26 protein-coding genes and 1 pseudogene are annotated in these 22,128 nt (G+C 71.5%); 18 read left to right on the top strand and 9 right to left on the bottom strand.

Annotated elements, in window-relative coordinates; translation table 11 throughout:
- A partial coding sequence (locus tag ACH4E7_RS41490) for a transposase (protein ID WP_396254400.1) occupies positions 1–210 on the bottom strand: 210 nt, incomplete at its 3' end.
- A 736-nt stretch (positions 211–946) separates the two neighbouring features.
- On the opposite strand from ACH4E7_RS41490, the gene ACH4E7_RS41495 reads away from it, so the two are divergent.
- The 3 genes from ACH4E7_RS41495 to ACH4E7_RS41505 all read left to right on the top strand — a co-directional run bounded on the left by ACH4E7_RS41495 (position 947) and on the right by ACH4E7_RS41505 (position 2,154).
- Positions 947–1,087 (top strand): hypothetical protein, encoded by a 141-nt coding sequence (locus ACH4E7_RS41495; protein WP_396254401.1) that lies wholly within the window; start codon positions 947–949, stop codon positions 1,085–1,087.
- A 128-nt stretch (positions 1,088–1,215) separates the two neighbouring features.
- Positions 1,216–1,422 carry a hypothetical protein gene (locus ACH4E7_RS41500; protein WP_396254402.1) on the top strand — a complete coding sequence of 69 codons (207 nt, stop codon included), beginning with the start codon at positions 1,216–1,218 and terminating at the stop codon, positions 1,420–1,422.
- 360 nt (positions 1,423–1,782) lie between these two features.
- Positions 1,783–2,154 (top strand): hypothetical protein, encoded by a 372-nt coding sequence (locus ACH4E7_RS41505; protein WP_396254403.1) that lies wholly within the window; start codon positions 1,783–1,785, stop codon positions 2,152–2,154.
- 1,086 nt (positions 2,155–3,240) lie between these two features.
- Here the strand turns inward: ACH4E7_RS41505 and ACH4E7_RS41510 are convergent.
- Entirely contained in the window at positions 3,241–3,765 is a 525-nt protein-coding gene (locus tag ACH4E7_RS41510) for a universal stress protein (RefSeq protein WP_396254404.1), read from the bottom strand.
- A gap of 241 nt (positions 3,766–4,006) precedes the next feature.
- Here ACH4E7_RS41510 and ACH4E7_RS41515 point away from each other — a divergent pair, with 241 nt between their 5' ends.
- From ACH4E7_RS41515 to ACH4E7_RS41530, 4 genes and pseudogenes are all read left to right on the top strand, one after another.
- Positions 4,007–4,543: a hypothetical protein gene (locus ACH4E7_RS41515; RefSeq protein WP_396254405.1), complete on the top strand. Its 537-nt coding sequence runs from the start codon at positions 4,007–4,009 to the stop codon at positions 4,541–4,543.
- Between the two features lie 423 nt (positions 4,544–4,966).
- Positions 4,967–5,614 carry a hypothetical protein gene (locus tag ACH4E7_RS41520; RefSeq protein WP_396254406.1) on the top strand — a complete coding sequence of 216 codons (648 nt, stop codon included), beginning with the start codon at positions 4,967–4,969 and terminating at the stop codon, positions 5,612–5,614.
- A gap of 128 nt (positions 5,615–5,742) precedes the next feature.
- A pseudogene (locus ACH4E7_RS41525) lies at positions 5,743–6,007 on the top strand (GDP-mannose 4,6-dehydratase); the annotation flags it as partial.
- A gap of 175 nt (positions 6,008–6,182) precedes the next feature.
- Positions 6,183–6,401 (top strand): hypothetical protein, encoded by a 219-nt coding sequence (locus ACH4E7_RS41530; protein ID WP_396254407.1) that lies wholly within the window; start codon positions 6,183–6,185, stop codon positions 6,399–6,401.
- Positions 6,402–6,891: 490 nt separating this feature from the next.
- On the opposite strand, the gene ACH4E7_RS41535 is transcribed toward ACH4E7_RS41530, so the two are convergent.
- Positions 6,892–7,845: a pirin family protein gene (locus ACH4E7_RS41535; RefSeq protein WP_396254408.1), complete on the bottom strand. Its 954-nt coding sequence runs from the start codon at positions 7,843–7,845 to the stop codon at positions 6,892–6,894.
- A gap of 105 nt (positions 7,846–7,950) precedes the next feature.
- Between ACH4E7_RS41535 and ACH4E7_RS41540 the strand changes: the two genes are divergently transcribed.
- The 5 genes from ACH4E7_RS41540 (at position 7,951) to ACH4E7_RS41560 (ending at position 12,860) form a co-directional block, all read left to right on the top strand.
- Positions 7,951–8,439 (top strand): carboxymuconolactone decarboxylase family protein, encoded by a 489-nt coding sequence (locus ACH4E7_RS41540; protein WP_396254409.1) that lies wholly within the window; start codon positions 7,951–7,953, stop codon positions 8,437–8,439.
- 165 nt (positions 8,440–8,604) lie between these two features.
- A complete protein-coding gene (locus tag ACH4E7_RS41545; RefSeq protein WP_396254410.1) occupies positions 8,605–9,831 on the top strand; it encodes a serine hydrolase domain-containing protein in 1,227 nt (408 codons plus the stop codon).
- Positions 9,832–10,086: 255 nt separating this feature from the next.
- Entirely contained in the window at positions 10,087–10,827 is a 741-nt protein-coding gene (locus tag ACH4E7_RS41550; protein ID WP_396254411.1) for a leucine-rich repeat domain-containing protein, read from the top strand.
- 272 nt (positions 10,828–11,099) lie between these two features.
- The gene (gene thrS / locus ACH4E7_RS41555; protein ID WP_396254433.1) at positions 11,100–12,329 is read left to right on the top strand and encodes a threonine--tRNA ligase; all 1,230 of its coding nucleotides are present in this window, start codon (positions 11,100–11,102) and stop codon (positions 12,327–12,329) included.
- 129 nt (positions 12,330–12,458) lie between these two features.
- Positions 12,459–12,860, top strand: a complete 402-nt coding sequence (locus ACH4E7_RS41560) for a hypothetical protein (protein WP_396254412.1) — start codon at positions 12,459–12,461, stop codon at positions 12,858–12,860.
- On the opposite strand, the gene ACH4E7_RS41565 is transcribed toward ACH4E7_RS41560, so the two are convergent.
- Positions 12,841–13,083 carry a hypothetical protein gene (locus tag ACH4E7_RS41565; protein ID WP_396254413.1) on the bottom strand — a complete coding sequence of 81 codons (243 nt, stop codon included), beginning with the start codon at positions 13,081–13,083 and terminating at the stop codon, positions 12,841–12,843. The two genes, ACH4E7_RS41560 and ACH4E7_RS41565, sit on opposite strands and share 20 nt — an antisense overlap.
- Before the next feature lie 257 nt (positions 13,084–13,340).
- Positions 13,341–13,751, bottom strand: coding sequence for a VOC family protein (locus ACH4E7_RS41570; RefSeq protein WP_396254414.1), 411 nt, complete (start codon positions 13,749–13,751; stop codon positions 13,341–13,343).
- A gap of 82 nt (positions 13,752–13,833) precedes the next feature.
- Between ACH4E7_RS41570 and ACH4E7_RS41575 the strand changes: the two genes are divergently transcribed.
- Positions 13,834–14,310, top strand: a complete 477-nt coding sequence (locus tag ACH4E7_RS41575) for a MarR family winged helix-turn-helix transcriptional regulator (RefSeq protein ID WP_396254415.1) — start codon at positions 13,834–13,836, stop codon at positions 14,308–14,310.
- A 2-nt stretch (positions 14,311–14,312) separates the two neighbouring features.
- Here ACH4E7_RS41575 and ACH4E7_RS41580 read toward each other — a convergent pair whose 3' ends face one another.
- Positions 14,313–14,930, bottom strand: a complete 618-nt coding sequence (locus tag ACH4E7_RS41580) for a C40 family peptidase (protein ID WP_396254416.1) — start codon at positions 14,928–14,930, stop codon at positions 14,313–14,315.
- 250 nt (positions 14,931–15,180) lie between these two features.
- Here ACH4E7_RS41580 and ACH4E7_RS41585 point away from each other — a divergent pair, with 250 nt between their 5' ends.
- Entirely contained in the window at positions 15,181–15,624 is a 444-nt protein-coding gene (locus ACH4E7_RS41585) for a RidA family protein (RefSeq protein WP_396254417.1), read from the top strand.
- Positions 15,625–15,654: 30 nt separating this feature from the next.
- Here ACH4E7_RS41585 and ACH4E7_RS41590 read toward each other — a convergent pair whose 3' ends face one another.
- Both ACH4E7_RS41590 and ACH4E7_RS41595 read right to left on the bottom strand, forming a co-directional pair.
- Positions 15,655–16,143, bottom strand: a complete 489-nt coding sequence (locus tag ACH4E7_RS41590) for an SRPBCC family protein (protein ID WP_396254418.1) — start codon at positions 16,141–16,143, stop codon at positions 15,655–15,657.
- Positions 16,140–16,565: an ArsR/SmtB family transcription factor gene (locus ACH4E7_RS41595; protein ID WP_396254419.1), complete on the bottom strand. Its 426-nt coding sequence runs from the start codon at positions 16,563–16,565 to the stop codon at positions 16,140–16,142. Before ACH4E7_RS41595 ends, ACH4E7_RS41590 begins: the two co-directional genes overlap by 4 nt.
- Positions 16,566–16,926: 361 nt before the next feature.
- Between ACH4E7_RS41595 and ACH4E7_RS41600 the strand changes: the two genes are divergently transcribed.
- From ACH4E7_RS41600 to ACH4E7_RS41615, 4 genes are all read left to right on the top strand, one after another.
- Positions 16,927–17,658, top strand: a complete 732-nt coding sequence (locus ACH4E7_RS41600) for a ScbR family autoregulator-binding transcription factor (RefSeq protein WP_396254420.1) — start codon at positions 16,927–16,929, stop codon at positions 17,656–17,658.
- A gap of 324 nt (positions 17,659–17,982) precedes the next feature.
- Positions 17,983–18,171, top strand: coding sequence for a hypothetical protein (locus tag ACH4E7_RS41605; RefSeq protein ID WP_396254421.1), 189 nt, complete (start codon positions 17,983–17,985; stop codon positions 18,169–18,171).
- Between the two features lie 233 nt (positions 18,172–18,404).
- The gene (gene ligA, locus ACH4E7_RS41610; RefSeq protein WP_396254422.1) at positions 18,405–20,459 is read left to right on the top strand and encodes an NAD-dependent DNA ligase LigA; all 2,055 of its coding nucleotides are present in this window, start codon (positions 18,405–18,407) and stop codon (positions 20,457–20,459) included.
- Between the two features lie 289 nt (positions 20,460–20,748).
- On the top strand, positions 20,749–21,540 hold the full coding sequence (locus tag ACH4E7_RS41615) for a putative protein N(5)-glutamine methyltransferase (RefSeq protein ID WP_396254423.1): 792 nt from the start codon (positions 20,749–20,751) through the stop codon (positions 21,538–21,540).
- Between the two features lie 81 nt (positions 21,541–21,621).
- On the opposite strand, the gene ACH4E7_RS41620 is transcribed toward ACH4E7_RS41615, so the two are convergent.
- Complete coding sequence (locus tag ACH4E7_RS41620; protein ID WP_396254424.1) at positions 21,622–22,050, bottom strand: PPOX class F420-dependent oxidoreductase; 429 nt, start codon at positions 22,048–22,050, stop codon at positions 21,622–21,624.
- Between the last annotated feature and the right edge of the window lie 78 nt (positions 22,051–22,128).

A 22,128-nucleotide genomic window follows, 5' to 3' on the forward strand; every position in this document is an offset into this window, starting at 1 on the left:
GGCCGCCAGCAGCCGGTCCACCACCACGCCGCGGGTGGTCTCGATCGCCACCGGCAGGTCGGCCGGACTCCCGTGGCGGCGCAGGCGCCTGATGGTCGCCTCGATGCCCTGCTCGGTGTGTGCCAACTCCCAGCGGTCCACTCGCGTACCGGAGTTGTCCATGACGCTGACGTCGTGGCTCTCGGTCGCCCAGTCCCATCCGATGAACACGAAGGTCGTACTCCCATGCCGAAGGCGGAGCACCTGCCCGGTCGTGAGGTCGTCTGCCGGGAGCTCATTAATCGGCCCTCTGCGGGGCGTGTCCCTGAAGCCGATCAGACGGCCTCGGCCCGGCGGGGCTGGCGTAACTCATCGTGGCCGACGAACGGCTCGCGCGACTGGCCATGCACCCACCGGGACCGAGAGGTCACAACCCTACCGAAGAGGGCTGCAGAAGGGATGGTCCTCTAATGAGCGCCATGGGCGAAAACGGGCATCCACGTACGAACTTTACTCTGACGGTTTGTCACCGGGGGCTTGGCCATTCGCCGCAACAGCTGCCCGCAAAACGTACCAACATTCCTTGACTCCAGTGCAGTTGAGCAACAAAGCTGAGACCTTGAGGTCTCGACTGTCGACAACTACGCTTCTTCCCGAGTCAGCGGAGGCGGTCGTTCTCCACGCCATGAGATGTCGAGTCACGAAGTATGAGAGAACGGTCGCTGCGTATGAGTCTCCCCTCGCCCGGCCCGCAGGCGAATCGTTGGGTATGTCGCCCCGCTTTCGGGTTGAGTTCTACGGCTGCCTGTACACGCATGCCGACGCGCTTCGACCTGGCGGACGCGGTGCTGTGCGCGGACAGGCCGATGAATACGCTGGTCGAATTGTCGCTCGCCCTTGAGCACCGGTAGGACACCGGCTGTACGTCTACCTCAACCGGCTGGATACCGAGGTCCCCGCTGACCGCATGCGCATTGTCGCCGAGGCGGAGCAGGCTCGTGAGTACAGCCGACTGCTGTCGGAGAAGGTCAGAGACGCCAAAGCGGTTGATCCGGACGCCGGAAAGGGCTGGGCGTCTGCCGACGAGGACAGCGCGTACTACCAGTAGGAGTTCCTGAAGGCCAACTACTGCTACGCCAACGGGAAGTACTACTTCCTCGCCCGGACCACGAGCCCCGACGAACTCCACGAGTATCTGCTCTTCGCGGACAACGGAGCGATTGGGACTATCCCGGTATGAACCGGGTCCTGTGCGCGTACATCCAACTCAACCCGGACGAGCGCACCTTTACCATCACCAGCGAAGGCCGACCGACGTTCGACCTCGCTGCTGCTTGGCTCATCGCCCGCGGCGCCGACCCGGCTGCCTTCCGACTCGACATCGGTGAACCCGGCGGGTCGGCCGCCTGCCCAACACCATGGTTCCAGTGGGAATTCTGCTGATCGCCGACACGAGCGCCCTCGGCGGGTTGCTGAGCGCCCTATACGTCCTGGCCTCGGCGGGGACGCCGCCGCGCTGGCCGCTCTGGCCTGCGCTCACCGTCGCCTGGCACCCCGCTCCACAACGTATGGCCCGATCGTTTCGGCATCCCGGCGGCAAGGCCGGTGATGACGTGCTGCCGACGAGTCCTTGACGACGCAACCGCATCCGGTCCTGCTGGAGGTGTCAATCGCGGCTGTGCCGTGCGCAGTTGCGGACAGGCGTACTTCGTGTCCTCGCCAAGGATTCGTCAGGAGGCGGCGCACCGCCGACAGGCTTCCGTCAACGGGCCGACGTCAGGTGATCGCGGTACGCCGTACTGGATGGAGGCCCGTCAACACCTTTCCTGCATCTCCGACTCGGGCACCGTCATGGCATGCCCGGTCCCGTATGACGGCAGTCTGCGGGTCGGCGCCCGGTTGCCCGTGCAGTACGTCGAGTCCGAGGACGACTGCTATCGGGTCGGTGTCGCCTACACCGGCTTCCGAATCTCGGCCGGTCTGCCCACCGTGCTGGCCGGGCCAGTCGGCGTCGCGCAGGCCGTCGAGCTGGTAGCCCCCCGGCGGGCGGCGCGCTGGCGCGAGGGACGTCTGCTGCGGGCGCTGTGGCGGGTGGTCGTAGGCCTGTTCAAGATCCTCGCCGCGCTCGCGGTGGTTCGGCTGGGACGGCGGAAGCGGCACCACGACCTACGCTGACCCGGAGAACCGGTTCGTCGGCATTCTGCTCACCCAGGTCGGGATGTCCGTCCCGCACGCGGCGCGGCTCGCCCAGGACTTCTGGACCACGGTCTACCAGGAGATCGTCGACTGACACCGGCCCGCTGTCCGGGAGACGGCTGACGGCCTCGCAACGGCGGTCATTCGAGGGAATCCAGGAGGAGCCGGTCGGGTTGCCCGGCGGTCGCGCCGTCGGTCCTGGAGGGCGTAGGCGGGTGCGGAATGGGCCGGGCACGGTCCAGGAGGCGCGCACGGTTCAGCACATGGACTTCGGGTTCATGCGCTGAACCGCACCGGACCGCGGTGCGCTCTCCCGACGGACGGCAGAAGACGCGCCTACACCTCGATGCGCGCGCCCATGATGACCGTGCGGTCACGAGGAAGACCGAAGTGCTCGGCGGCGTCCGCCGTGATGTATGAGGTGGCGATGAACAGCCGCTTGCGCCAGGGGCCATGGTCGGGGCCTTCCCGCGCCGCAGCTCGATCTTGGACAGGAAGTAGGACGCCTGGTCGAGCTGCAACGGCCCCTCGGTCCGGGTGGGGTGGAGCATCGAGAGCGTGCCCGGGTGTAGATGGGGCTGGTCCCGATGTCACCGAAGACCACCCCGAGCGCGGCGATCACCACCGCCAGACGCACGGAGTCGTGCACGCCTTGACGAGGAACGTCCGGCTGCCGCGCCGGGGAGCCGCTCTCGGCCATGGTGGACCTCCTCCGTGCGGGGGCTGCTGGGCCGCAGACCAGGGGCATCCTGGCGGACGATACCGATCCCGCCGTGCGATCGTCGGGAGGCGTGCGTCGCCGCTCCCCGAACGGCCGGTTGTGTGAACGGGTTCTGGGGCGGCGCATGCGGATGCCCTTGGCGGTAGTGGCCAAGGGCATCGGTGTTCGTACGGGTCCGGGGCCGGCGCGGTGCGTCGGAAAGTGGTCGTTGGCGGCGGGAACAATTTCCCGGGCTGGCAACCTGGGTGCGCTGCGGGAGCCGGCGCCGGTCGCCGAGGAGCCGCCGCGGGCCCTGGCCGATCCGGGCCTGCGGCGTCGGTCTGCCGCGCGCAGTCGGCCGATCGTCAGCGCAGACCGGCGGTCGGGGCGTACCGGCCGCCCGTGACGAGGGGGAGCGGCTCTCCGCTGCGGGCGGCGACGTCCAACTGCTGGAGCAGCTCGTCCGGGGAGACGGCGATGATCGGGCAGGTCGCGTAGGTGTGGCAGTAGTGCAGGATGGAGCCGTGCAGCAGGTGGTCGAGGCGGCCGTGCCTCCCGGTGCCGACGACGAGCAGATCGGTCGGCGCGGTGACGGCGCGGACCAGGGCCGCTCCGGCGTGGCCCCTGACTACCAGTGGGTGGATGACCAGGTCGGCCGGGTAGCCGCCGAATGCCTGCTCGAAGGCGGTGTCGACGCGCTTGCGGGCGGCGTGCTCCAGCTCGGACAGCGGGCGCAGGTGGTCGCGGTCGGTGCCGTCGGAAGGAACCCACGCGACGACCGGCACCAGCGTGGCCCCGCGCCGGGCCGCCTCGTCCACGGCACGTCTCAACGCGGCGAGACTGCTCAACGAGCCACTCAGCCCGACGATCACACGGGTAGTTCCGGTCATGGCCGCTCGCCTCCGTCAGAGGATGGTTCACTGCGTTCAGTGAACGCGCCACGCGGGCAGGGCGGACGGCCGCTGACGACATCATGACGCCCGGCCGCGGGTTCCTGACGGACCTCTGACGTGCGCGGTTCCCGGTGACGACCGGCCCGCTCACCGGGTGAGGGCGGGGCCGGCCCAGTACACCACCTCGCACCGGAGGGGCTGGAAGCCGGCGGCCGCGGCCAGGGCCCGGCTCGCGTGGTTGCTCTCCGGCGCCGACCACGTCGGGACGAGGCCGTGTGTGCGCGGCGGCGGTGGCGGCCTGGACGCAGGCGAGCGCCGGATCGAGGCGGCGGAAGGCCGGGTCGGTGGCGACAGCGAGGTCGATGTGCTCGCGTCCGACCAGGTAGCCGCAGGCGACCGCGGCGAGGTACGGGCCGAGGAAGGCACCCCAGGCGAAGCCGCTCGCGGCGAGCGCGCGGACGTCCGAGGGGTCGTCAGCCCTCCAGCCCCCATGGGAACTGCGCTGGACGTGGGCGGGGAGAACAGTGGCCCCAGGGCGCTCGGGGCTGAACCACTCGGTAGACGGCAAGGCGGCGTTGAGGAGCATGTTCCCAGCGAGGAGGGTAGGAGGAGACCGGGGCTGGTCGTTGACGGAAGCTTGGCGGCGCGGCGGCCGACCCTGACGGTTCCCTGTCACCGGCACGCGGGTGAGCGGTACCTGATCGTGGAGGGCCACCGGTTGAGCCCCGACAGCCTGGACCGGTTCACCGTCGCCCAGGTCGTCGACCGCAGCTGACATCCTCGCGCGAGCGCGACGCCGCAGTTCGTTCCCCCGGTCGGTGGTCGGGGAGACGAACGATCCGTCGTGCGGAGCACGGCATCAACGGGGTCCGGGAGACCGGGGAGCGGGTGGTGGTGGCGCTCACCGGCTGGCCCGAGGCGAGACGCTGATCCGCCGGGCCGCCCGGATCGCCGCCCGGACCGAAGGAGGGGGCCTCCTCGCCGTGCACGCGGTCACCCACGAAGCCTCCGGCAGCGGCAGCCGCCGTTCCCGTTGGGTGAGCTCGGGCTGGGTGGGGGCGGGGGCCTCTTGTGCTCGGTGTCCGGTCGCGTACAGTCGGTAGCGGTGTGCCGGGAAGTCTGGTCGGCGTGAAGGTCGCGCGCGCCTCCGTGCGGTCGGGTGGCGCTGTCGACGTGGTCCCGATCACTGGAGCGCGCCATGGACGTCGTCGTTCCGCTCGTGTTCTTCCTCGCCCTGGTCTCCCTGGTGCTCACCGCGCCGCGCCTCGACGCGCTCCGCGGGCGACGCCGGGCGGGGGTGCTCGCGAATGATCTGATGAAAAGTCACAGCTTCGTGCCGAGGCCGGAGTTCACCGTCTCCCGGCTTCCGGTGGCCGGTCCGCCCTTCCACTACGGCGCCGCGCAGCGGCTCGCCGACCAGGTGGGCGGCGTGGTCGACGGCCTGCCGCTCACCGTGGCGGGGTACAGCTGCCGGTACAACGGCGCGACCCACGTCTACGGGATCGCGGTGGTGTCTCTGCCGTCCTCGGTCGACGGGATCGAGGTGCGGCACGAACGCGTCTTCCACTCCGTCCTCGTCGTAGAGCCGGTGCCCGAGGGCCGGATCAGCAGTGGGGAGACGGAGTTCGACCGCCGATACCGGAGCTACGCGGCCGATCCGGACCAGGCCCGGCGGGTGCTCTCGGCCCAGGGCGTGCGTGAACTGTCGGCCGCGCCGGAGCTGTTCAGCTGGCGCGTGGACGGCACGGACCTGCTGCTCTGGCGCTCCGGCGGGTGGGACTCGGCGGACTCGCTGCTCGGGTGCGTACGGGCGGTGACCGCCGTGCTCCGACCCGAGGACGGGTGACGGGGCCCGGAGGCCTCGTCCGGCCCCGCCGGCCGAGCGGGCGGGAAGTCTCGCACATTCCTTAGCCGCGTCGATGGTTCGCTGGCTGTGCCGAGAGCGGTCCGCGAGCAGTGGCTGAAGGGGAACGGATGTCCAAGCGTGCACTGATCACCGGGGTGCTCGGCCAGGACGGGTCTTACCTGGCCGAGCACCTGATCTCCATGGGGTACCAGGTGTGGGGCCTCGCCAGGGGACAGGCGAATCCGCGGAAGGACCGGGTCAGCCGGTTGATCCCGGAGCTGCGCTTCGTCGACAGCGACCTGATGGACCAGAGCAGCCTGGTATCGGCGGTCGACAGGATCCAACCCCGACGAGGTGTACAACCTCGGGACGATCTCCTTCGTGTCGACGTCCTGCCCGAGTGGAAGCCACGCCAGGATCAGGTCGGCGTAGGTTTCCGCTCGGTCCAGCCAGTTGGTGCGCCACGCGGCGTACGGATCATCGAGGACGAGCGGGTCGAGCACCGTCCCGTGGGAACCGCAGTCGGCGAGCAGGCGGACGGCCTGGTGCTGCCAGCGAGGACGGGCCGGTGGCGAGTCCGGCCAACAGGATGACCGTCCCCGAGCCGGGGGCGGGGAGGTCGGGCGCCGCCAGCGCGGTGGAGCGGGCCCGGGCCGAGCACGGCCGCATCGAAGGGGTGCGGTGGCTGCGGCTGGACATTGAGCGCGACGACCCGGCACAGCTGGGCGAGGACAGCTACGACCTCACTGGTCCTCGGCAGCTGACTTTCAGCAGCGCTCGGCGGTGAAGCCATTAACCACATGCGGACGGCGGCCTGGCCGCCGTCCGCATACAGCTTCCACGGCCGTAGACCGGCGCCGTTGCCTTGATCACGTACGCGCCGCTACGAGACCAAGCCTCCCAGGCGGTGGACGCAGCCCAGCGCCGCGCACCGAGCGCTGCCCAGGCTCCCGCAATCCGGTGACAGCCGTCTGTCGGCGTAGGTCCCAGCGGGCGTTGAGGCTCGGGAAGACAGCTGGCGGCGAGACGCAGCACTGGGGACATTGGTCAAGACCAATTGACTGACTTACCGTCAGATAAGTCAGCAAAAGGTCAGCATCGATCCGATTAGGCGCTGTCACACGTGGCCAAACATGAGATTCGGCAGGCCCTCATTTCGAACCTCCAGAGCGGCCCGCACGGCGCTGGGGTGCCCCTCATGCCAGGGCCTGAGGGGCACCCGGAGCGCACCGGCCAGCAAGCACCAGGCATAGTCCCACGAACGGCGCCTTCGCAGGTCAGCGCGCCCGCCCGCGAGGCTTCAGGGGGATCGACGGGAGCTCTGGGGCCCGCAACCGGGCGCCGTCGTAGCCGTGCACCTCGCCGAATCGCGAGCTCGACTCCCAGTCGTTCCGCGCCTGTACGATCTCCTCACCGGATCGGCCGATGAAGTTCCACCACATGATGATCTGCTCCTCGAAGGGTGTGCCGCCGAGGAGGATGAGGCGGGCCTCCGTGTCGGTGGTGTTGGTGAGGGTCAGGGTGGTGGGACCGGGGGCGAGGTAGCCGAGGTCGGCGGAGTTCAACAGGGTTTCGGCGAGGCGGACTTGGCCGCGGTCGACGAGGAGGCCGTGTTCGAAGGCGGGGTCGACGGCGAGGCTGACGGTGGCGTGTGGGCGGAGGGTGAGTTCGGCCCCGAGGAGGGGGGTGGAAGTCGGGATGGGGGAGGTGTCGCCGGCCAGGGTGCCGAGGAAGACGCGGGCCTCGCCGCCGTCCAGGGGGACCGGCTGGGGGATGTGGTGGTGGAAGTCGCGGGCGGTGTGGCGGTGTTCGTCGGGCAGGGCGACCCAGAGTTGGACGCCGTGCAGGACGGTGGTGGCGGGGGTGGAGACCTCGGAGTGGCAGATGCCGTGGCCGGAGGTCATCAGGTTCAGCTCGCCCGGGCGGACGAAGGCGTGGACGCCGAGGCTGTCGCGGTGCTCGATCTCGCCGGTGAACAGCCAGCTCACCGTCTGCAGGCCGGTGTGGGGGTGCGGGGCGACGTCCATTCCGCCGGTGCGGGCGACGTCGTCGGGGCCGTAGTGGTCGACGAAGCACCAGGCTCCGATCAACCGCCGAGCACGGTGCGGCAGGGTGCGGCGTACGGTCATCGCGCGGGGGCCGCCGAGCGGGACGTCGCGGGCGGACAGGACCTCCACCTGCGGTCCCTGCGGCTGTGCGGCGGGGCGCGGCTCGGTCTCGGCGGTGCTCACGGTGGTGGTCCCTCCCATGGTGGAAAAAGCTGCGAGATAGTTCTGGATTCAACTATTATCTCATGGCAGAGTGGCGGGCAACAGCGAGTCGGTGGAGGAGTTCAGGTGAGTGACGTGACGGTGGTCCCGGCGGAGCAGCGGGTCTTCATCGACAAGCAGAGCCCCAAGGCCTATCGGGCCCAGCTCGCGGCCGCCGAGGCGGCGCGGGAAGTCGCGGCGGAGGCCGGGCTGGACCGGCGGCTGGTGGAGCTGGTCAACCTGCGGGTGTCGCAGATCAACGGCTGTGCCTACTGCCTGCACGTGCACACCCGGGCAGCGCTGCGTGAGGGTGAGACCTCCCAGCGGCTGGGCGTGCTCCCGGCCTGGCGGGACACCGAGGTGTTCAGCGCCCGGGAGCGCGCCGCGCTGGCGCTGGCCGAGGCGACCACGACCCCGGCGGACGCGGCCCTGCAGGAGGCCGCGTACGGGGTCGCGCGCGAGACGCTGACCGAGGAGGAGATCTCGGCGGTGATCTGGGTCGCGATCGCCATCAACTCCTTCAACCGGGTGTCGATCATGAGCAAGCACCCGGTCCGTCCGGCCTCGGGGCGGTAGGGGCCGGGGGCCGGCCTACTCGGGCGGCCTCCCCCGGTCGGCGTACGCCCTACTTTGATGGGCGTACGACTGATTCCTCCCGGTGGAGGATGACGGAGTATCAGTGCGGCGACGAAGCTGGGGCGTCAGAGGCGGGCGGGGCCCGCTGCGGACGAAGGGGGACGAATGGCTCGTCGTGGGGTTTCCGTTCTGGTGTCGACGGTCTGTCTGGCGTTGGCCGCACCGGCCGCCTCGGCGGCCGCCGCGGAACCGAACGCCGTGGTCAAGGAATCGGCGAGCCGCCGGGTGGAGGCCCTGAAGGCGGTGACCGCGGCCGGTGCGGTCGCGGCGATCGCCCAGGTCAGGGACGAGAACGGGGTCTGGCGCGCGGGCACCGGCGTCGCCGACCTGGCCACCGGCGCACCCGTACGGACGGACGGGCGCTTCCGCGCCGGCAGTATCACCAAGATGTTCACCTCCACCACCGTGCTCCAGTTGGTGGGGGAGGGGCGGGTCGGCCTGGACGATCCGATCGAGCGCTACCTGCCCGGGACGGTCCCGAACGGAGAGCACATCACCGTCCGTCAGCTGCTCAACCACAGCTCGGGTCTGTGGGACCCGACCAATGAGAAGGGCGGGCTGTTCCCCGACTCGACAGACCTCGACGCCGTCCGGAACTGGCTCGACCGGGGCGGCATGACCCGCACGATCACCCCGGCGCAGGTGGTGGCCGCCTCGGTGGCGCACGCGCTCAACTTCCCGCCGGGAGAGAAGTTCGCCTACTCCAACGTCAACTACACCCTGCTCGGCATGCTCATCGAGCGGGTGACGGGGCGCGGCTACGCCCAGGAGATAACCGCTCGCATCCTGCGGCCGCTGGGGATGAACGGAACGTACTTCCCCGGCACGGCCACCGACATCCGGGGCCCGCACGCCCACGGCTACCTGACCCTGGTCGAGGGCCCCGGCCCGCAGGACCGCAGCGACCGGGACGTGACGGTGGCCAGTGTGTCCTGGGCGAACTCGGCGGGCGAGCTGATATCCACCCTGGACGACCTGAACCGCTTCGAGAAGGCGCTGCTGGGCGGCCGGTTGCTGTCGGACGGGCTGCTGCGGGAGATGAGGACGACCATTCCGGTGGAGGTCAACGGCCAACCCACGCGCCTGGATTACGGCCTGGGGCTGGCCCGACTGCAGCTGTCCTGCGGACCGGTCTACGGGCACGACGGTGGGGTGCCCGGCTACAGCTCGCAGCTGTGGAGCTCCGGCGGGCGGCAGGTCGCGATGTCCGTCACCACCCGGGGCGGCCAGGCGCAGCAAGTCGCGCAGCTCACGGCGGAGGGCGGCTTCCTGGAGGAGGTCTTCTGTGGCAACCGGCAGGGCGCGGGCAATGCGCAGCTGAAGCTCGGCTGACGCACCGCTGACCCCCGGCGCCCGTCCTCACACCGAGCGGCGCTGCCGGCGACGAGGGCGGAGGGCCGTGCCGCGCTCGGCCGGCTGACGCCGCTCGGTGCGGCGGCCTACGGCCGGTGGCTCCGGCCGGACGTTGGCCCGGGCCGTGGTGCGGTGTGTGCCGACCACGACGGAGAAGGAGGGCCGGCGGACCGGCGGAGAATGGCAGGCATGGCAGATGAGCCGGATGTGACAGGTATGGCAGATATGGCAGATATGGCAGACGTGACAGAGGCGACGCTCAATCTCTGGAAGCAGCCGCTCGGCGAGGTGCCGGCGGACGTGTGGGACCGCACCGAGCTGACCGTGCTCATCCTCGCTGAGACCGGGATCTCCGAACTCCCGCCCGGAATCAGCCGGTTGACCCGGCTGCGGACCCTTGACCTCGGGCACAACCAGCTCACCGCGGTGCCTGATGAGCTGGGTGATCTGATCGGGATCCGGGACTTCCTGTACCTGCACGACAACGTCCTGACCGTGCTGCCCGAGGCGCTCGGGCGACTCACCGCGCTGCGCTACCTCAACGTCGGCGAGAACCGACTCGCCGAACTGCCGGCCACCATAGGCGAGATGGCCAGCCTGGTGGAGCTGCGCGCGCAGCTGAACCGGCTCACCGATCTGCCGGAGTCGATCGGCGGCCTCGGCGCGCTGCGCGAACTCTGGCTGCGCGGCAATGAGTTGAGCTCCCTGCCGGAGGCCGTAGCCCGACTCGCCGAGCTGCGCGAGCTGGAGCTCCGGGAGAACGCCTTCACCGAGTTCCCGGCCGTGCTGGCCGGCCTTCCGCTGCTGCGCCGGGTGGACCTTCGTGGAAACCGGATCGCCGAACTGCCCGACTGGCTGGCCGATCCGGACGCGCTTCCCGCGCTGGAGAAGCTCGACCTGCGGTGGAACGGGGTACGGCCCTCGGGCCGGCTGCTGGAGGCGTTCGCTGCGCGCGGGTGCGTCGTGCTGTTCTGAGCCCGGTTCCGGTGCGGCCGGAGAGCGTGCGGCCGCAGAGGTGAGGCCGGGAAAAGATCAACAAGAGCGCCGAAGACCTGCTACCGTGGAGGACATGAAGCGCGCTGCACTCGTCACGACGACGCCGGAAAGAGTCCCGGCGCGCTGACTGCTGACCTAGTCCGAAGCCCCGGGGCGAGTGCCCCGGGGCTTCGCCGTTTCCGGATCCACTCGCCCACGGAACCAGAGTGGAGACCACCCTCATGAACAACCAGCCCCTGCACGACCAGTCGATGCACGACCACCGCAAGCTCGGCCGCGAGCTCGACCTGTTCGACACCGACCCGCTGATGGGCTCCGGCCTGCCGTACTGGCTGCCCGGCGGCGCCGCGATCCGACACACCCTGGAGGAGTTCATCCGCGGCCGCGAGCGTCGGGCCGGCTACCGCCACGTGTACTCGCCGGTGCTCGGCAAGCGGGAGCTGTACGAGATCTCCGGCCACTGGGACCACTACCGCGAGGACATGTTCCCACCCATGGAACTCGGCTCGGAGGAGATGGTGCTGCGCCCGAGCCTCTGTCCGCACCACGCGCTGATCTTCCGCTCCCGCTCCCGCAGCTACCGGGAACTCCCGCTGCGAATGGCAGAGTTGGGTGGCATGTACCGCTCCGAGCTGTCCGGCGTGCTCGGCGGGCTGACCAGGGTCCGGGCGATCCAGCTGAACGACGCGCACGTCTTCTGCACCCCCGAGCAGGCCGCCGACGAGGCCGTCGCCGCACTGGAGTTGATCCGCGAGGCGCACCGCGCGCTCGGCATCGTGCCGGTCCGCTACCGGCTCTCATTGCCCGGTGAGGGCGGCAAGTACGTGGCGGACCCCGCGCTTTGGGAGCGTGCCATCGCGCTGCTGACCGATGTGCTGGAGCGTTCCGGGGTGCCGTTCGAGGCGGCGGAGGGCGAGGCCGCGTTCTACGGGCCGAAGATCGACGTACAGATCGCCGATGGCGCCGGGCGCGAGTTCACCCTCTCCACCGTCCAGATCGACTTCCACCAGCCCGAGCGCTTCAACCTGCACTACATCGGCCCGGACGGCGCCAAGCACCGCCCGGTGATGGTGCACCGCAGTGTCATCGGCAGCGTCGAGCGGGTGGTCGCCCACCTGATCGAGCTGTACGGCGGGGCGTTCCCGGCCTGGCTCGCGCCGGCCCAGGTCGTGCTGCTGCCGATCTCCGACGCCGAGGTCCCGCAGGCCGAACGGCTGCGCCAGCGCTGCCTGGACCTCGGACTGCGCGTCGAGGTCGCCGGGCCCGAGCACGGCACCCTCGGCGCCCGGATCCGCGAGGCCCGGCTGGTGCCCTACCAGGCGGTGATCGGGGCGAAGGAGACCGTGGACGACCGGGTCGCGCTACGGCTGCGGGACGGCCGCCGACTGGAGCCGATGGCGGCCGAGGAGGCCTGGGCGCGGATCGGCGCGCTGGTGGCCGGGTGTCGCGCCGAACTGTGGGAGGACGAGCCCGCCCGGTGAACCGGCGGCATACGTACGACTAGTGCGGTGCGCGGTGTGTCGGCGAGGCCGGGGGTTTCGGCCGCCCGTCGAATGGGCGCGGCGGCCGAGTCCGCGGCCACCGCTGTACCCACGGTTCCGGAGGTACCCATGCGCAGTCCGCGCAGGTTCGTCGCGCCCCTGCTCACCGCCTGCGTCACGCTCGCCGGGGCGGTGGCCGCCGCCCCGGCCGGCCCGGCCGAGCTCCGCCCGCTGCCCGTACCGGGCGGCCCGGACGGCCGGTACTGCGCTGCCGTCCTCGGGCGTTTGCCCGAGGCCGAGGGCGCCTCCCCGGTGCTCGGCCGGGCCTGTTCGGCGGACTCCCGCACCGACGTGCTCGCCCTGGCCTACGGCCGGAGCCGTGCGGCGGAGCAGCCGGCCGACCGTACGCTGCTATCGGAGGAGTACAAGGGCGTCGACCGCGGCGGCGACGTCGTCCACTCCTTCTACGGGGACGCCGGCGGCCGCGACGCCACCGATACCACCTGGTCGACTACTTCGACGTCGCGCTGAGCGTGTCCTCGATGAGGGGCTGCAACAACGGCGACACCGTCCACCCGTGGTCGACGCTCGGCGAGGAGGAGACGCTGGGCCGGCCGGCTGCCTGGGGCCGGACGTCGACGACGCGGTGCGGGAGTTGCAGGTCTTCCACGGCTGAGCGGGTCGGCCACTGACCGTCGGGGGCGGCCCGGCCACCGGCGGTCAGGGCCCGTGCCACGACGACGGCGGCGCTCACGGGGTGTTGGGGCCTCCTGCGGGCAGCGCATGGTCGATCAAGGTGCCGGCCGCGTTCTTCCGGTCGAAGACGTGCTGCGGGCTGTCGCCGCGGGCCTCGGACATGGAGATCACCGCGCTTCACCTGCCGTCGGCGGTGCTGCCGATGGTGCGCCGGAGCAGTCGGCGGACGGTGATCCGGCGGTCGTCGTGGCCGTTGCCCTGCACCACGTTCGGCGGCCAGGACTCGACGGGCCCTGGGGGTTCAGTAACGAGCGGTCAGTAGGACTGTAGCTCGATCAGGTGGCCCTCCGGGTCGCGCAGGTGGGCGTTGCGCAGGTTCGGGCCCCATTCCGGGCGGTCGGTGGCCGGGACGGCGAGGGTGCCGCCGTGGTCGAGGCAGAGGGCGAGCGCCTTGGCCACGTCGTCCACCCGGAAGACCAGCATCGCGGAGTCCTGGGCGGGGGCGGCGGGGTGGGCGGGCAGGTCGGCGGTGCCGAGGGCGGTTGCCATCGCGGAGCGGTCGTAGAGCACCAGGACGGCCTGGGCCTCGACGTCCCAGTTGGCGTACGGGCCTTCGGACGTGCCCTTGATGAGGGTGGCGCCGGTGAGCGCGGGGAGGACCGCACGGTAGAAGTCGAAGCACTCGGCGAAGCGGGTGACGAGTAGGCGGGGGTACAGGGCGTCCACGGCTGGAACTCCTGAGGGTCGGAACCGGTCGGCACAATTAGTGGGTCTCCACCCACTATAGGGAAAGACCTAGAATGTCGCCATGGCCTCCGAGACCCCCGCCCCGTCCAGCGGGCTTCCGCCGACCCTGCTGGACCTCAGCACCTTCCTGCTCGCCCGGATCGGTCGGTCCGCGCGCGGCCGACTCGCCGAGCAGCTGGCCGAACGCGATCTGCGGCTCTGGGACTTGACGGTGCTGGCCGTGCTCGCCGACTTCGGGCCGCAGGCACAGCGGGACCTGGTGCAGCGGCTGGGCATCGACCCGAGCGACCTGGCGAAGGTCGCCGACCAGCTCGGCGCGGCCGGGTACGTCGAACGCGCCCGGGACCAGCGGGACCGGCGGCGGGTGTCGGTGTCGGTCACCGCGACCGGGCGGGCGCTGCTGGCCGAGTTGGAGGCGCAGGCGAGGGCGGTGCAGGACGAGGTGCTGGCGCCGCTGGACGCGGGGGAGCGGCAGGTGCTGCGGCAGCTGCTGCTTCGGGTGCACCACGGGATGGAGGAGCGGCGCGGCGCCGTGTGAGCTCAGGCGTTCGGCGGTCCGGGGCGGCGGGCGCCGGCGAACTCGCCCGCCCAGCGCGGGATGTCGAGTACCTTCTCGACCCGGGCGATCAGCGTGCCGGTGCGTTCGGCGTGGATCATGGCGCCGTCGCCCGCGTAGATGCCGACGTGGTGCAGCGGCGCGTCGGGGCGGGAGAAGAACAGCAGGTCGCCGGGGGCCAGGGCGTCGCGCTCGACCGGGGCGCTGAGGTGGAACTGGGCGACGGTGTAGTGCCCGAGCTCGACGGTGCCCTGGCTGGCCCGGTACCAGCAGTAGAGCGACAGGCCGCTGCAGTCGAAGCCGGCCGTGGTCTCGCCCAGGCATTTGCCGTTGAGGTAGCCGTTCTCGTCGTCGCAGAAGCCGAGGCCGGGACCCAGCCGGTCGCCGCCGCCCCAGGCGTACGGGATGCCGATCTGGGCCTCGGCCACGGCGGCGACCCGTCGGCCGAGGGCGGCGGCGGGCTCGGCCGGGGGTGTGGCGTGGGCGGCCGCTTGGGCAGCCGGGGTGAGGGCGGGGGCGAGGCCCGCCCCGAGGGCGAGGCCGAGCACCCGGCGCCGTCCGACTCCGAAGGCCTGGTCGCGGCTGGGCGGTTGGGACTCCATCGGTCGACTCCCCGGGGCTGCTGCGGTGTTGGTGTGGACGTCCGTGCGGGCGTCCGGGTGGGGCCGCGTGAGCGGGCACGGTCGGGCGCGGCGGTGCTCGTTTCGGACGGGCACGCGGACGGGCACCAGGATCGCGGTCCGGCGGGCCCGCGCGCCATCACCCGCAACGGTGAATCGTGGGCACACTGGCCTTGGCGCGGCTGGGAGTTCGCCGTAAATCCGTTTGACCCCTGTTCGTGAGGGGCCAACGATGAGCGCGAACGTTCGGCCACGACCATCGGAGGACCTCGTGCACAGCGCCGTCAAGCTGGTCCGCAACACGCGCCTGACCCCGGCCGTCGACTACGCCTACGCGGCGGTCGTCGACGCCCCGGCCCGCTCGCTCTGGCTCGCCGGGGCCTGCCCGCTGGACGAGGAGGGGCGTACGGTCGCCGTCGGTGACTACGGGGGTCAGGCCCACCAGGTGATGCGCAATCTGATAACCGTGCTGGAGGACACGGGCGCGGGGCTCGCCGACATCGCGCGGACCACCGTCTACGTGGCCTCCGGTGACCAGGCGGACCTGGTCAAGGTGTGGAACGTGTACCGGGAGTACATGGGGGAGCACGATGCCCCCAGCACGCTGCTCGGCGTCTCGGTGCTGGGCTACCACGACCAGCTGGTGGAGGTGGAGGCGGTGGCCGTTCTGCCGTGACGCCGTGACGTGCCGCCGGGGTGCTCGGGTTCAGGAAGCGGCGAGCAGGGCGTCCAGCTTCCGGTAGCCCTCGACCACGCCGCGCTCCATGCCGCTGGCCAGGATGGCGTCCCGGGCCACCAGGTTGTCGACCACCGACAGCACGGTGACGCGGGTGCGGTTCTCACCCGCGGGTTCGAAGACGGCGGTGTCCAGCGAGACGCCGTCCGGCACGCCCTCGAAGGTGAAGGTCTGAACGAGCCTGGTGGCCGGCCGGACTTCGTGGAAGGAGCCGTAGAAGGCGGCGACCTCCTGGCCCTCGCGGTGCATCGAGTAGCGGTAGTGGCCGCCGGTGCGGGCCTCCCAGGTGTCGATCTTCATGTCGAGGTCCTGGGGGCCGAGCCACTGGGCGACCAGGTGGGGCTCGATCCAGGCCCGGAAAACCCGCTCCTGCGAGGCGTCGAACTCGCGGACGATCCGGATGGTGGGCAGCGTCGGGTCCGCTTCGATCCGGGTCTCGTGGCCGGTGGCGGAGGTCATGGCGGGGCTCCTTCGTTCTTCTCGGCTCGGGTGGGGCGGGGTTCGTCGGCCTTGGTGTCGGGGCTGTCGGTTTCGGTGGCGGTGTCGGTGTTGACGTCGGTGGAGTCCATGGCCGCGAGGACGGCGTCCAGGCGGCTGAAACGCTCCTCGGTCTGGTGGCGGTAGCGCTCGATCCGGCTCGTCATCAAGTCGAGCACCTGCGGCTCCAGGTGGCACGGCCGGCGCGGGGCGCCCCGGCTGCGGCTGACCGGTCCGGCCTCCTCCAGCACCTTGAGGTGCTTGGAGACGGCCTGCATGGACATCGGGTAGGACTCCGCCAGTTCACCGACCGTGGCGTTCCGGGCCGAGAGACGGGCGACGATGTCGCGCCGGGTCGGATCGGCCAGGGCGACGAACGCGCGGGAGAGCTGGTCGACGGCCACCGCACACCTCTGTTCATCCTCGACCGACTGGTTGAGAAAAACGGTACTCCGGCGTATTCAACCTCTTGGTCGCGGAAGGGGTGCGGGTTGGACTCTCGGCCGGCGGTCGATCGAAAGGAACCGATCGTTCAGTTTCATCATGGCCATAGGGCGCGAACGGAGGAGTCGTCGCCGATCGACGGGGTGGCACCGTTTCCGCTTGCCCCGTAGGGATCTGACGGTCCGTGGGGGAGAAGTGAGGGGGTGGGTGGGGGAAGTGGGGGAGGTTGAGTCGATTCCCCGTCATCGTCGTGTCGCCTGTAGATCGCCCGTAGCTAAGATACGGGGTGTTTGGTTTTGTTTTGCGGGAGCTCAGGGCGGGGTGGTTGCGGTGGTACGGCAGGAGCGGGCGCTTCGGACGCGTCGGCTGATCCTGGAGGCCGCAGCGTCGGTCTTCGACGAGTTCGGCTACGAGGGTGCCACCATCGGGGAGGTGGTCTCCCGGGCGGGGGTGACGCGGGGTGCGGTGTATTTCCACTTCGCCTCGAAGCGGGATCTCGCGCAAGGCGTCGTGGAGGAACAGTTCGTCCAGGACGGCGTGCCGGAACGCAGCTGCAAGCTCCAGGAGTTCGTGGACACCGGGATGGTCGTCGCGCATTTGATGCCGCGTAATCCGCTGCTCAGCGCGGGTGCCCGGCTCTCGCTGGGCCAGGACGTCTTCGACGACCTCGGCGGCGGTGCGATCCCCGGCTGGATAAGCCGGATGGAGGCGCTGCTGACCACGGCCGGCGAGCGCGGCGAGCTGCTCCCGCACATCGTCCCGGCCGACACCGCGTGGCTGGTCACCGCGGCCTGGACGGGTGTCCAGATCCAGTCGCAGAAGCTCTCCGGGCGCGCCGACCTGGAGCAGCGGGTGTCCGGGCTGTTCCAGCACCTGATGCCGAGCGTCGCGGTGCCCGGCGTGCTCGGCTCGCTGCAGATGGGGCCGGACCGCGGCGCCCGGGTGGTCGCCGAGGTCGCGGCGGCCCGCGCGGCGGAGGAGGCCGGCGAGGGGTCGACGGAGCCGCGGGTCGGGGCCGCCGAGGCGGTCGCGAACGGAGTCGGCGTGAGCTGACGGGAACGGCGTGAGCGCTCTGGAGCCGGGCGAAGTCGCGTTGTCCTGGCCGGAGTTGACAGTGGCCTCGTGTCCGTGTGGGGCGCGATGGCGGCGCGGCCGATTCGACGGCGGCGCGGGATCGAGGGGAACCCGGCGCCGCCTTCGCGCATGCCCGGGGGTGACTACCGCGCATGCCGACCGCACCGCGAAGGGCGCCTGCACTGCGGCCCGTGTCCTGCCGGCCGTCCATGCCATGGAAACAAACAGCGTGTTCGGTTTGCGGGGACAGACCGCGCGTCCTGTTTTCGACCGGTGCCGGTTGATCCAGCGGTGTCGCCCCGGATGCCGGCCGCCGTGGATCGATCTGTGGTGTTCCGCGTGATGGGGGTGGCCATCGTGGAGATTCGGGTGCGCGGGGCGCTGGACCTCCGGGTGTGCGCGGTATCGGTGGAGCCGTCGACGCCCGAGCCCCGGCAGGTGCTGGGACTGTCGACGCTGCGTGCGGCGCCGCGGCTGCCGGCCTGGTGGTGAGGGCGACCTGCGGCCTGGAGGTCGTCTTCGCCGACGGCTGCCCCATCGATGAACACGCCCGCCGGGTCGGCGCCTTGAGGGGCTGCTGCCCTGCCTCGTTCCGCCGGGCACCTCCGTCGCACACCGAGCCGGGCCGGGCCGCAGGCCCCGCAGCCGGTCTGGCGTGCGCTGCGGTGAAGGTGGCACGGGCGTGCGGAAGGTCGAATGTCAGTGCGGCTCGCCATGATGTCGGTATGAAGGACGCAGCCACCAAGGCCTCCCCCGCAGCCCTCGCCTCCCCGGAGGCCTACGCCGAGGCCGTCGCCGCCGCCGTACGGGCCGCCGCTGCCTACTACGCAGACGGCTCCACCCCACTCGGGGACGACGAGTACGACGCCCTGGTGCGGGCCATCGAGGCGTACGAGGGCGAGCATCCGGACCAGGTGCTGCCCGAGACGCCCACCGGCAAGGTGGCCGGTGGCGCGGCCGTCGGCGACGTCCCGCACAGCGCGCCGATGCTCTCGCTCGACAACGTGTTCTCGGCCGAGGAGTTGGAGTCCTGGGCTGCAGGGTTGGAGCGCCGGCTCGGCCGCCCGGTCGCCGCCTGGTGCGTCGAGCCCAAGTTGGACGGCCTGGCCGTCGCCGCCCGCTACCGAGCCGGCCGGCTCACCCGGCTGCTCACCCGGGGCGACGGCCTGGCGGGGGAGGACATCAGCCACGCCGCCGACACCGTGCTCGGCCTGCCCGCCCAGCTCGCCGAGCCGCTCGACGTCGAACTGCGCGGCGAGGTGCTGCTCACCCGCGAGCAGTTCGAGCAGGCCAACACCATCCGCACGGCCCACGGCGCCACCCCCTTCGCCCACCCGCGCAGCGGCGCCGCCGGCACCCTGCGCGCCAAGGACCGCCCGTACCGGGTCGAGCTCACCTTCTTCGCCTACGACGCCCTCGGCCTGCCCGGGCTCGACCACGCCGCGCTGCTGGAGCATCTGGCCCGGCTCGGCGCCAACACCGCCGCCAGCACCGAGGCCGCCCCACGCCGCTGTGCCACGCTCGCCGAGGCGGAGCAGCGGATCGAGGAGATCGCCGCCCTGCGCGCCGCGCTGCCCTTCGGGATCGACGGCGTGGTGGTCAAGGCGGACGCGGTGGCCGACCAGGAGGAGGCCGGTTCAGGCTCCCGCGCGCCCCGCTGGGCGGTGGCCCGCAAGCTGCAGGCCCAACACAAGGTGACCCGGCTGCTCGGGGTGGAGTGGAACGTCGGGCGCACCGGGATCATCGCGCCCCGGGCGGTGCTCGAACCGGTGGTGATCGACGGAGTCACCGTCACCTACGCGACCCTGCACAACCCCGCCGACATCGAGCGCCGCGGTCTGATGATCGGCGACCAGGTGTTCGTCTACCGCGCCGGCGATGTCATCCCCCGGGTGGAGGCGCCGCTGGTCGACGAGCGCACCGGCGCCGAGCAGCCGATCGCCTTCCCCGAGATCTGCCCGCGCTGCGGCGACGCCATCGACACCTCCGAGCAGCGCTGGCGTTGCGTGCGCGGGCGTGGCTGCCAGGCCGTCGCCTCGGTGATCTACGCGGCCGGGCGGGACCAGCTCGACATCGAGGGCCTCGGCGGCACCCGGGCCGTCCAGCTGGTCGAGGCCGGGCTGGTCGCAGACCTCGCCGACCTGTTCACCCTCACCCGGGAGCAACTTCTCACCCTGGAGCGGATGGGCGACACCAGCGCGGACAACCTGCTCGCCGCCATCGAGACCGCCCACACCCGGCCGCTGAACCGGGTGTTCTGCGCCCTCGGCATCCGCGGCACCGGTCGGACCATGTCCCGCCGGATCGCCGCCCACTTCGGCAGCATGGTCGCGATCCGCGCCGCCGACGCCGGGGCGCTGGCGGCCGTGGACGGCATCGGCGTGGAGAAGGCGGCCGTGATTCTGGCCGAACTCGTCGACGTGGCACCGCTGTTGGATCGGCTGGCGGCGCAGGGCGTGGGCACCGAGGTGACCGAGCCGGCCGCAGCCGCTTCGGCTGCCGACGCTACGGCCGAGGGCGAGGCGGCGGGCCCGCTGGTGGGTCAGAGCGTCGTGGTCACCGGCAGTATGACCGGCGCCCTGGCCGAGCTCTCCCGCAACGCGATGAACGAGCTGATCGAGCGGGCGGGCGGCAAGGCCGCCTCCTCGGTGTCCAAGCGCACCACCCTGTTGGTCGCGGGCGAGAAGGCGGGCTCCAAGCGGGCCAAGGCGGAGGAGCTCGGCGTGCCGATCGCCACCCCGGAGGAGTTCGCGGCGCTGGTGGCCGAGTTCCTGGCCTGAGCCGCCCCGGGCGGGCGGTGGCGGGTGGTGGCGGGCCGGGCGGGCGAGGGCGGGCCGGGGAAAACGGCTTGATCACCGGTGGCGCCGGTGCGGTAGGGTGACCGACGCCGAATACGACCGCGATGCAGGAGGTGAGACCCATTACCGGTATGTCCGAGCGGGTGCTCCCGGAGCGCGGCCGTGCGGGCGCTCCGCGCGCGTAGCGCGGGAGCGTCGACGCGGCGTCGGCCCTGGCGGGAGCCCTGACGGAGTCCTCCGTTCTCCTCCCGTCCTGCCCAAGGGGTTCCCTTTGCCGGTCTTCTCCTCCGCCGCTCTCCGTTCCTCGGTCGTCTCCCGGCTGCGCGCCGCCGGTTGCGTGTTCGCCGAGGAGGAGGCGCGGATCCTGCTCACCGCCGCCGACACACCCGCCGAGCTGGCCGCCATGGTCCGCGCCCGCGCCGAGGGGAGGCCACTCGAACACGTCGTCGGCTGGGCCGAGTTCGCCGGACTGCGGATCGCCGTCGACCCGGGAGTCTTCGTCCCGCGCCGGCGCAGCGGGTTCCTGGCCGCCGCTGCCGCCCGACTCACCCGCCCCGGCGCGCTGGTGGTCGACCTGTGCTGCGGCAGCGGCGCACTCGGCGCCGCCGTCGCGGCCACCGCCGGGCACCCGGTCGAGCTGTACGCGGCCGACCTGGACCCGGCGGCCGTCCGCTGCGCCCGCCGCAACCTGGCCGGAACGGGCGCCCTGGTCTTCGAGGGTGACCTGTTCGCCGCCCTGCCCGACACGCTGCGCGGGCGGGTGGAGGTGCTGATCGCCAACGTGCCGTACGTACCGACCGGAGACATCGAGCTGCTGCCGCCGGAGGCCCGGCTGCACGAGGCCCGGCCCGCGCTGGACGGCGGGTTGGACGGGTTGGACGTACTGCGCCGGGTGGCCTCCGAGGCGCCGGGCTGGCTGGCGGCGGGCGGGTCACTGCTGTTCGAGACCAGTGAGAGGCAGGCGGCGGGCGCGCTGGCCGTGGCGCGGGCGGCGGCTCTGAGAGCGGTGGCGAGCCGGGAGGAGGAGCTGGACGCCACAGTGGTCATCGCGACCCGGTCGTGAACGACGAAGGTCCCGGCCACCGCATCCCCGCGACGGTGGCCGGGACGGGTGGTCGGAACTCGCTCCTTCGATCCCGCGTCCTCAGATCCTGGTCCCGTACACGCGGTCGACCGGGATGGTGAGCAGCACCCGGCGGTCGGAGACCATCGCCTCGCGGTACTCCGCCCAGTCGGGGTGCTCCCCGGCCGCCCGGCGGTAGTAGTCGACCAGCGCCTCGACCTCGGGTCCGTGCGGGTCGGTGCCCGGCCCGGTGAGGGTGGCGACGCCCTCGGCGGTGGCCCAGGAAAGGCCGTCCGATCCGGTCACCTCCAGGCTCACCCGCAGGTCCCGCCGCAGGTTGGCGGTCTTGGCCAGCCCTTCCCGGGTGGAGACCAGGATGGCGTTCGCCTCGCGGTCGTAGTGAGGCATGACGGGGGAGAGCTGGGGCCGGCCGTCGGCCTTGATGGTGGCGAGGATGCCCAGGCGGCTCTGCGCGAGCAGCGCGTACGGGTCGTAAGCGGTGGCGGTCATGGCAGCATCATCGGGTTTCACATCGGTGTGAAGGTCAGGCCTGTTGCACTGTGGGCAGCCCCGGAGCGGGCGGTGGGG

The sequence above is a fragment of the Kitasatospora sp. NPDC018058 genome (assembly GCF_044327205.1).
GTDB lineage: Bacteria > Actinomycetota > Actinomycetes > Streptomycetales > Streptomycetaceae > Kitasatospora.

What these genes read in the sequence shown, in the direction of transcription:
- ACH4E7_RS41575 (WP_396254415.1), top strand. Translation starts at nt 13,834, where the DNA reads ATGGCCTCCGAGACCCCCGCCCCGTCCAGCGGGCTTCCGCCGACCCTG.
- ACH4E7_RS41585 (WP_396254417.1), top strand. Translation starts at nt 15,181, where the DNA reads ATGAGCGCGAACGTTCGGCCACGACCATCGGAGGACCTCGTGCACAGC.
- ACH4E7_RS41560 (WP_396254412.1), top strand. Translation starts at nt 12,459, where the DNA reads ATGCGCAGTCCGCGCAGGTTCGTCGCGCCCCTGCTCACCGCCTGCGTC.
- ACH4E7_RS41605 (WP_396254421.1), top strand. Translation starts at nt 17,983, where the DNA reads ATGCCGGCCGCCGTGGATCGATCTGTGGTGTTCCGCGTGATGGGGGTG.
- ACH4E7_RS41620 (WP_396254424.1), bottom strand. Translation starts at nt 22,050, where the DNA reads ATGACCGCCACCGCTTACGACCCGTACGCGCTGCTCGCGCAGAGCCGC.
- ACH4E7_RS41545 (WP_396254410.1), top strand. Translation starts at nt 8,605, where the DNA reads ATGGCTCGTCGTGGGGTTTCCGTTCTGGTGTCGACGGTCTGTCTGGCG.
- ligA (WP_396254422.1), top strand. Translation starts at nt 18,405, where the DNA reads ATGAAGGACGCAGCCACCAAGGCCTCCCCCGCAGCCCTCGCCTCCCCG.
- ACH4E7_RS41590 (WP_396254418.1), bottom strand. Translation starts at nt 16,143, where the DNA reads ATGACCTCCGCCACCGGCCACGAGACCCGGATCGAAGCGGACCCGACG.
- ACH4E7_RS41505 (WP_396254403.1), top strand. Translation starts at nt 1,783, where the DNA reads ATGGAGGCCCGTCAACACCTTTCCTGCATCTCCGACTCGGGCACCGTC.
- ACH4E7_RS41520 (WP_396254406.1), top strand. Translation starts at nt 4,967, where the DNA reads ATGGACGTCGTCGTTCCGCTCGTGTTCTTCCTCGCCCTGGTCTCCCTG.
- ACH4E7_RS41495 (WP_396254401.1), top strand. Translation starts at nt 947, where the DNA reads ATGCGCATTGTCGCCGAGGCGGAGCAGGCTCGTGAGTACAGCCGACTG.
- ACH4E7_RS41580 (WP_396254416.1), bottom strand. Translation starts at nt 14,930, where the DNA reads ATGGAGTCCCAACCGCCCAGCCGCGACCAGGCCTTCGGAGTCGGACGG.
- ACH4E7_RS41500 (WP_396254402.1), top strand. Translation starts at nt 1,216, where the DNA reads ATGAACCGGGTCCTGTGCGCGTACATCCAACTCAACCCGGACGAGCGC.
- ACH4E7_RS41510 (WP_396254404.1), bottom strand. Translation starts at nt 3,765, where the DNA reads ATGACCGGAACTACCCGTGTGATCGTCGGGCTGAGTGGCTCGTTGAGC.
- ACH4E7_RS41550 (WP_396254411.1), top strand. Translation starts at nt 10,087, where the DNA reads ATGGCAGACGTGACAGAGGCGACGCTCAATCTCTGGAAGCAGCCGCTC.
- thrS (WP_396254433.1), top strand. Translation starts at nt 11,100, where the DNA reads ATGCACGACCACCGCAAGCTCGGCCGCGAGCTCGACCTGTTCGACACC.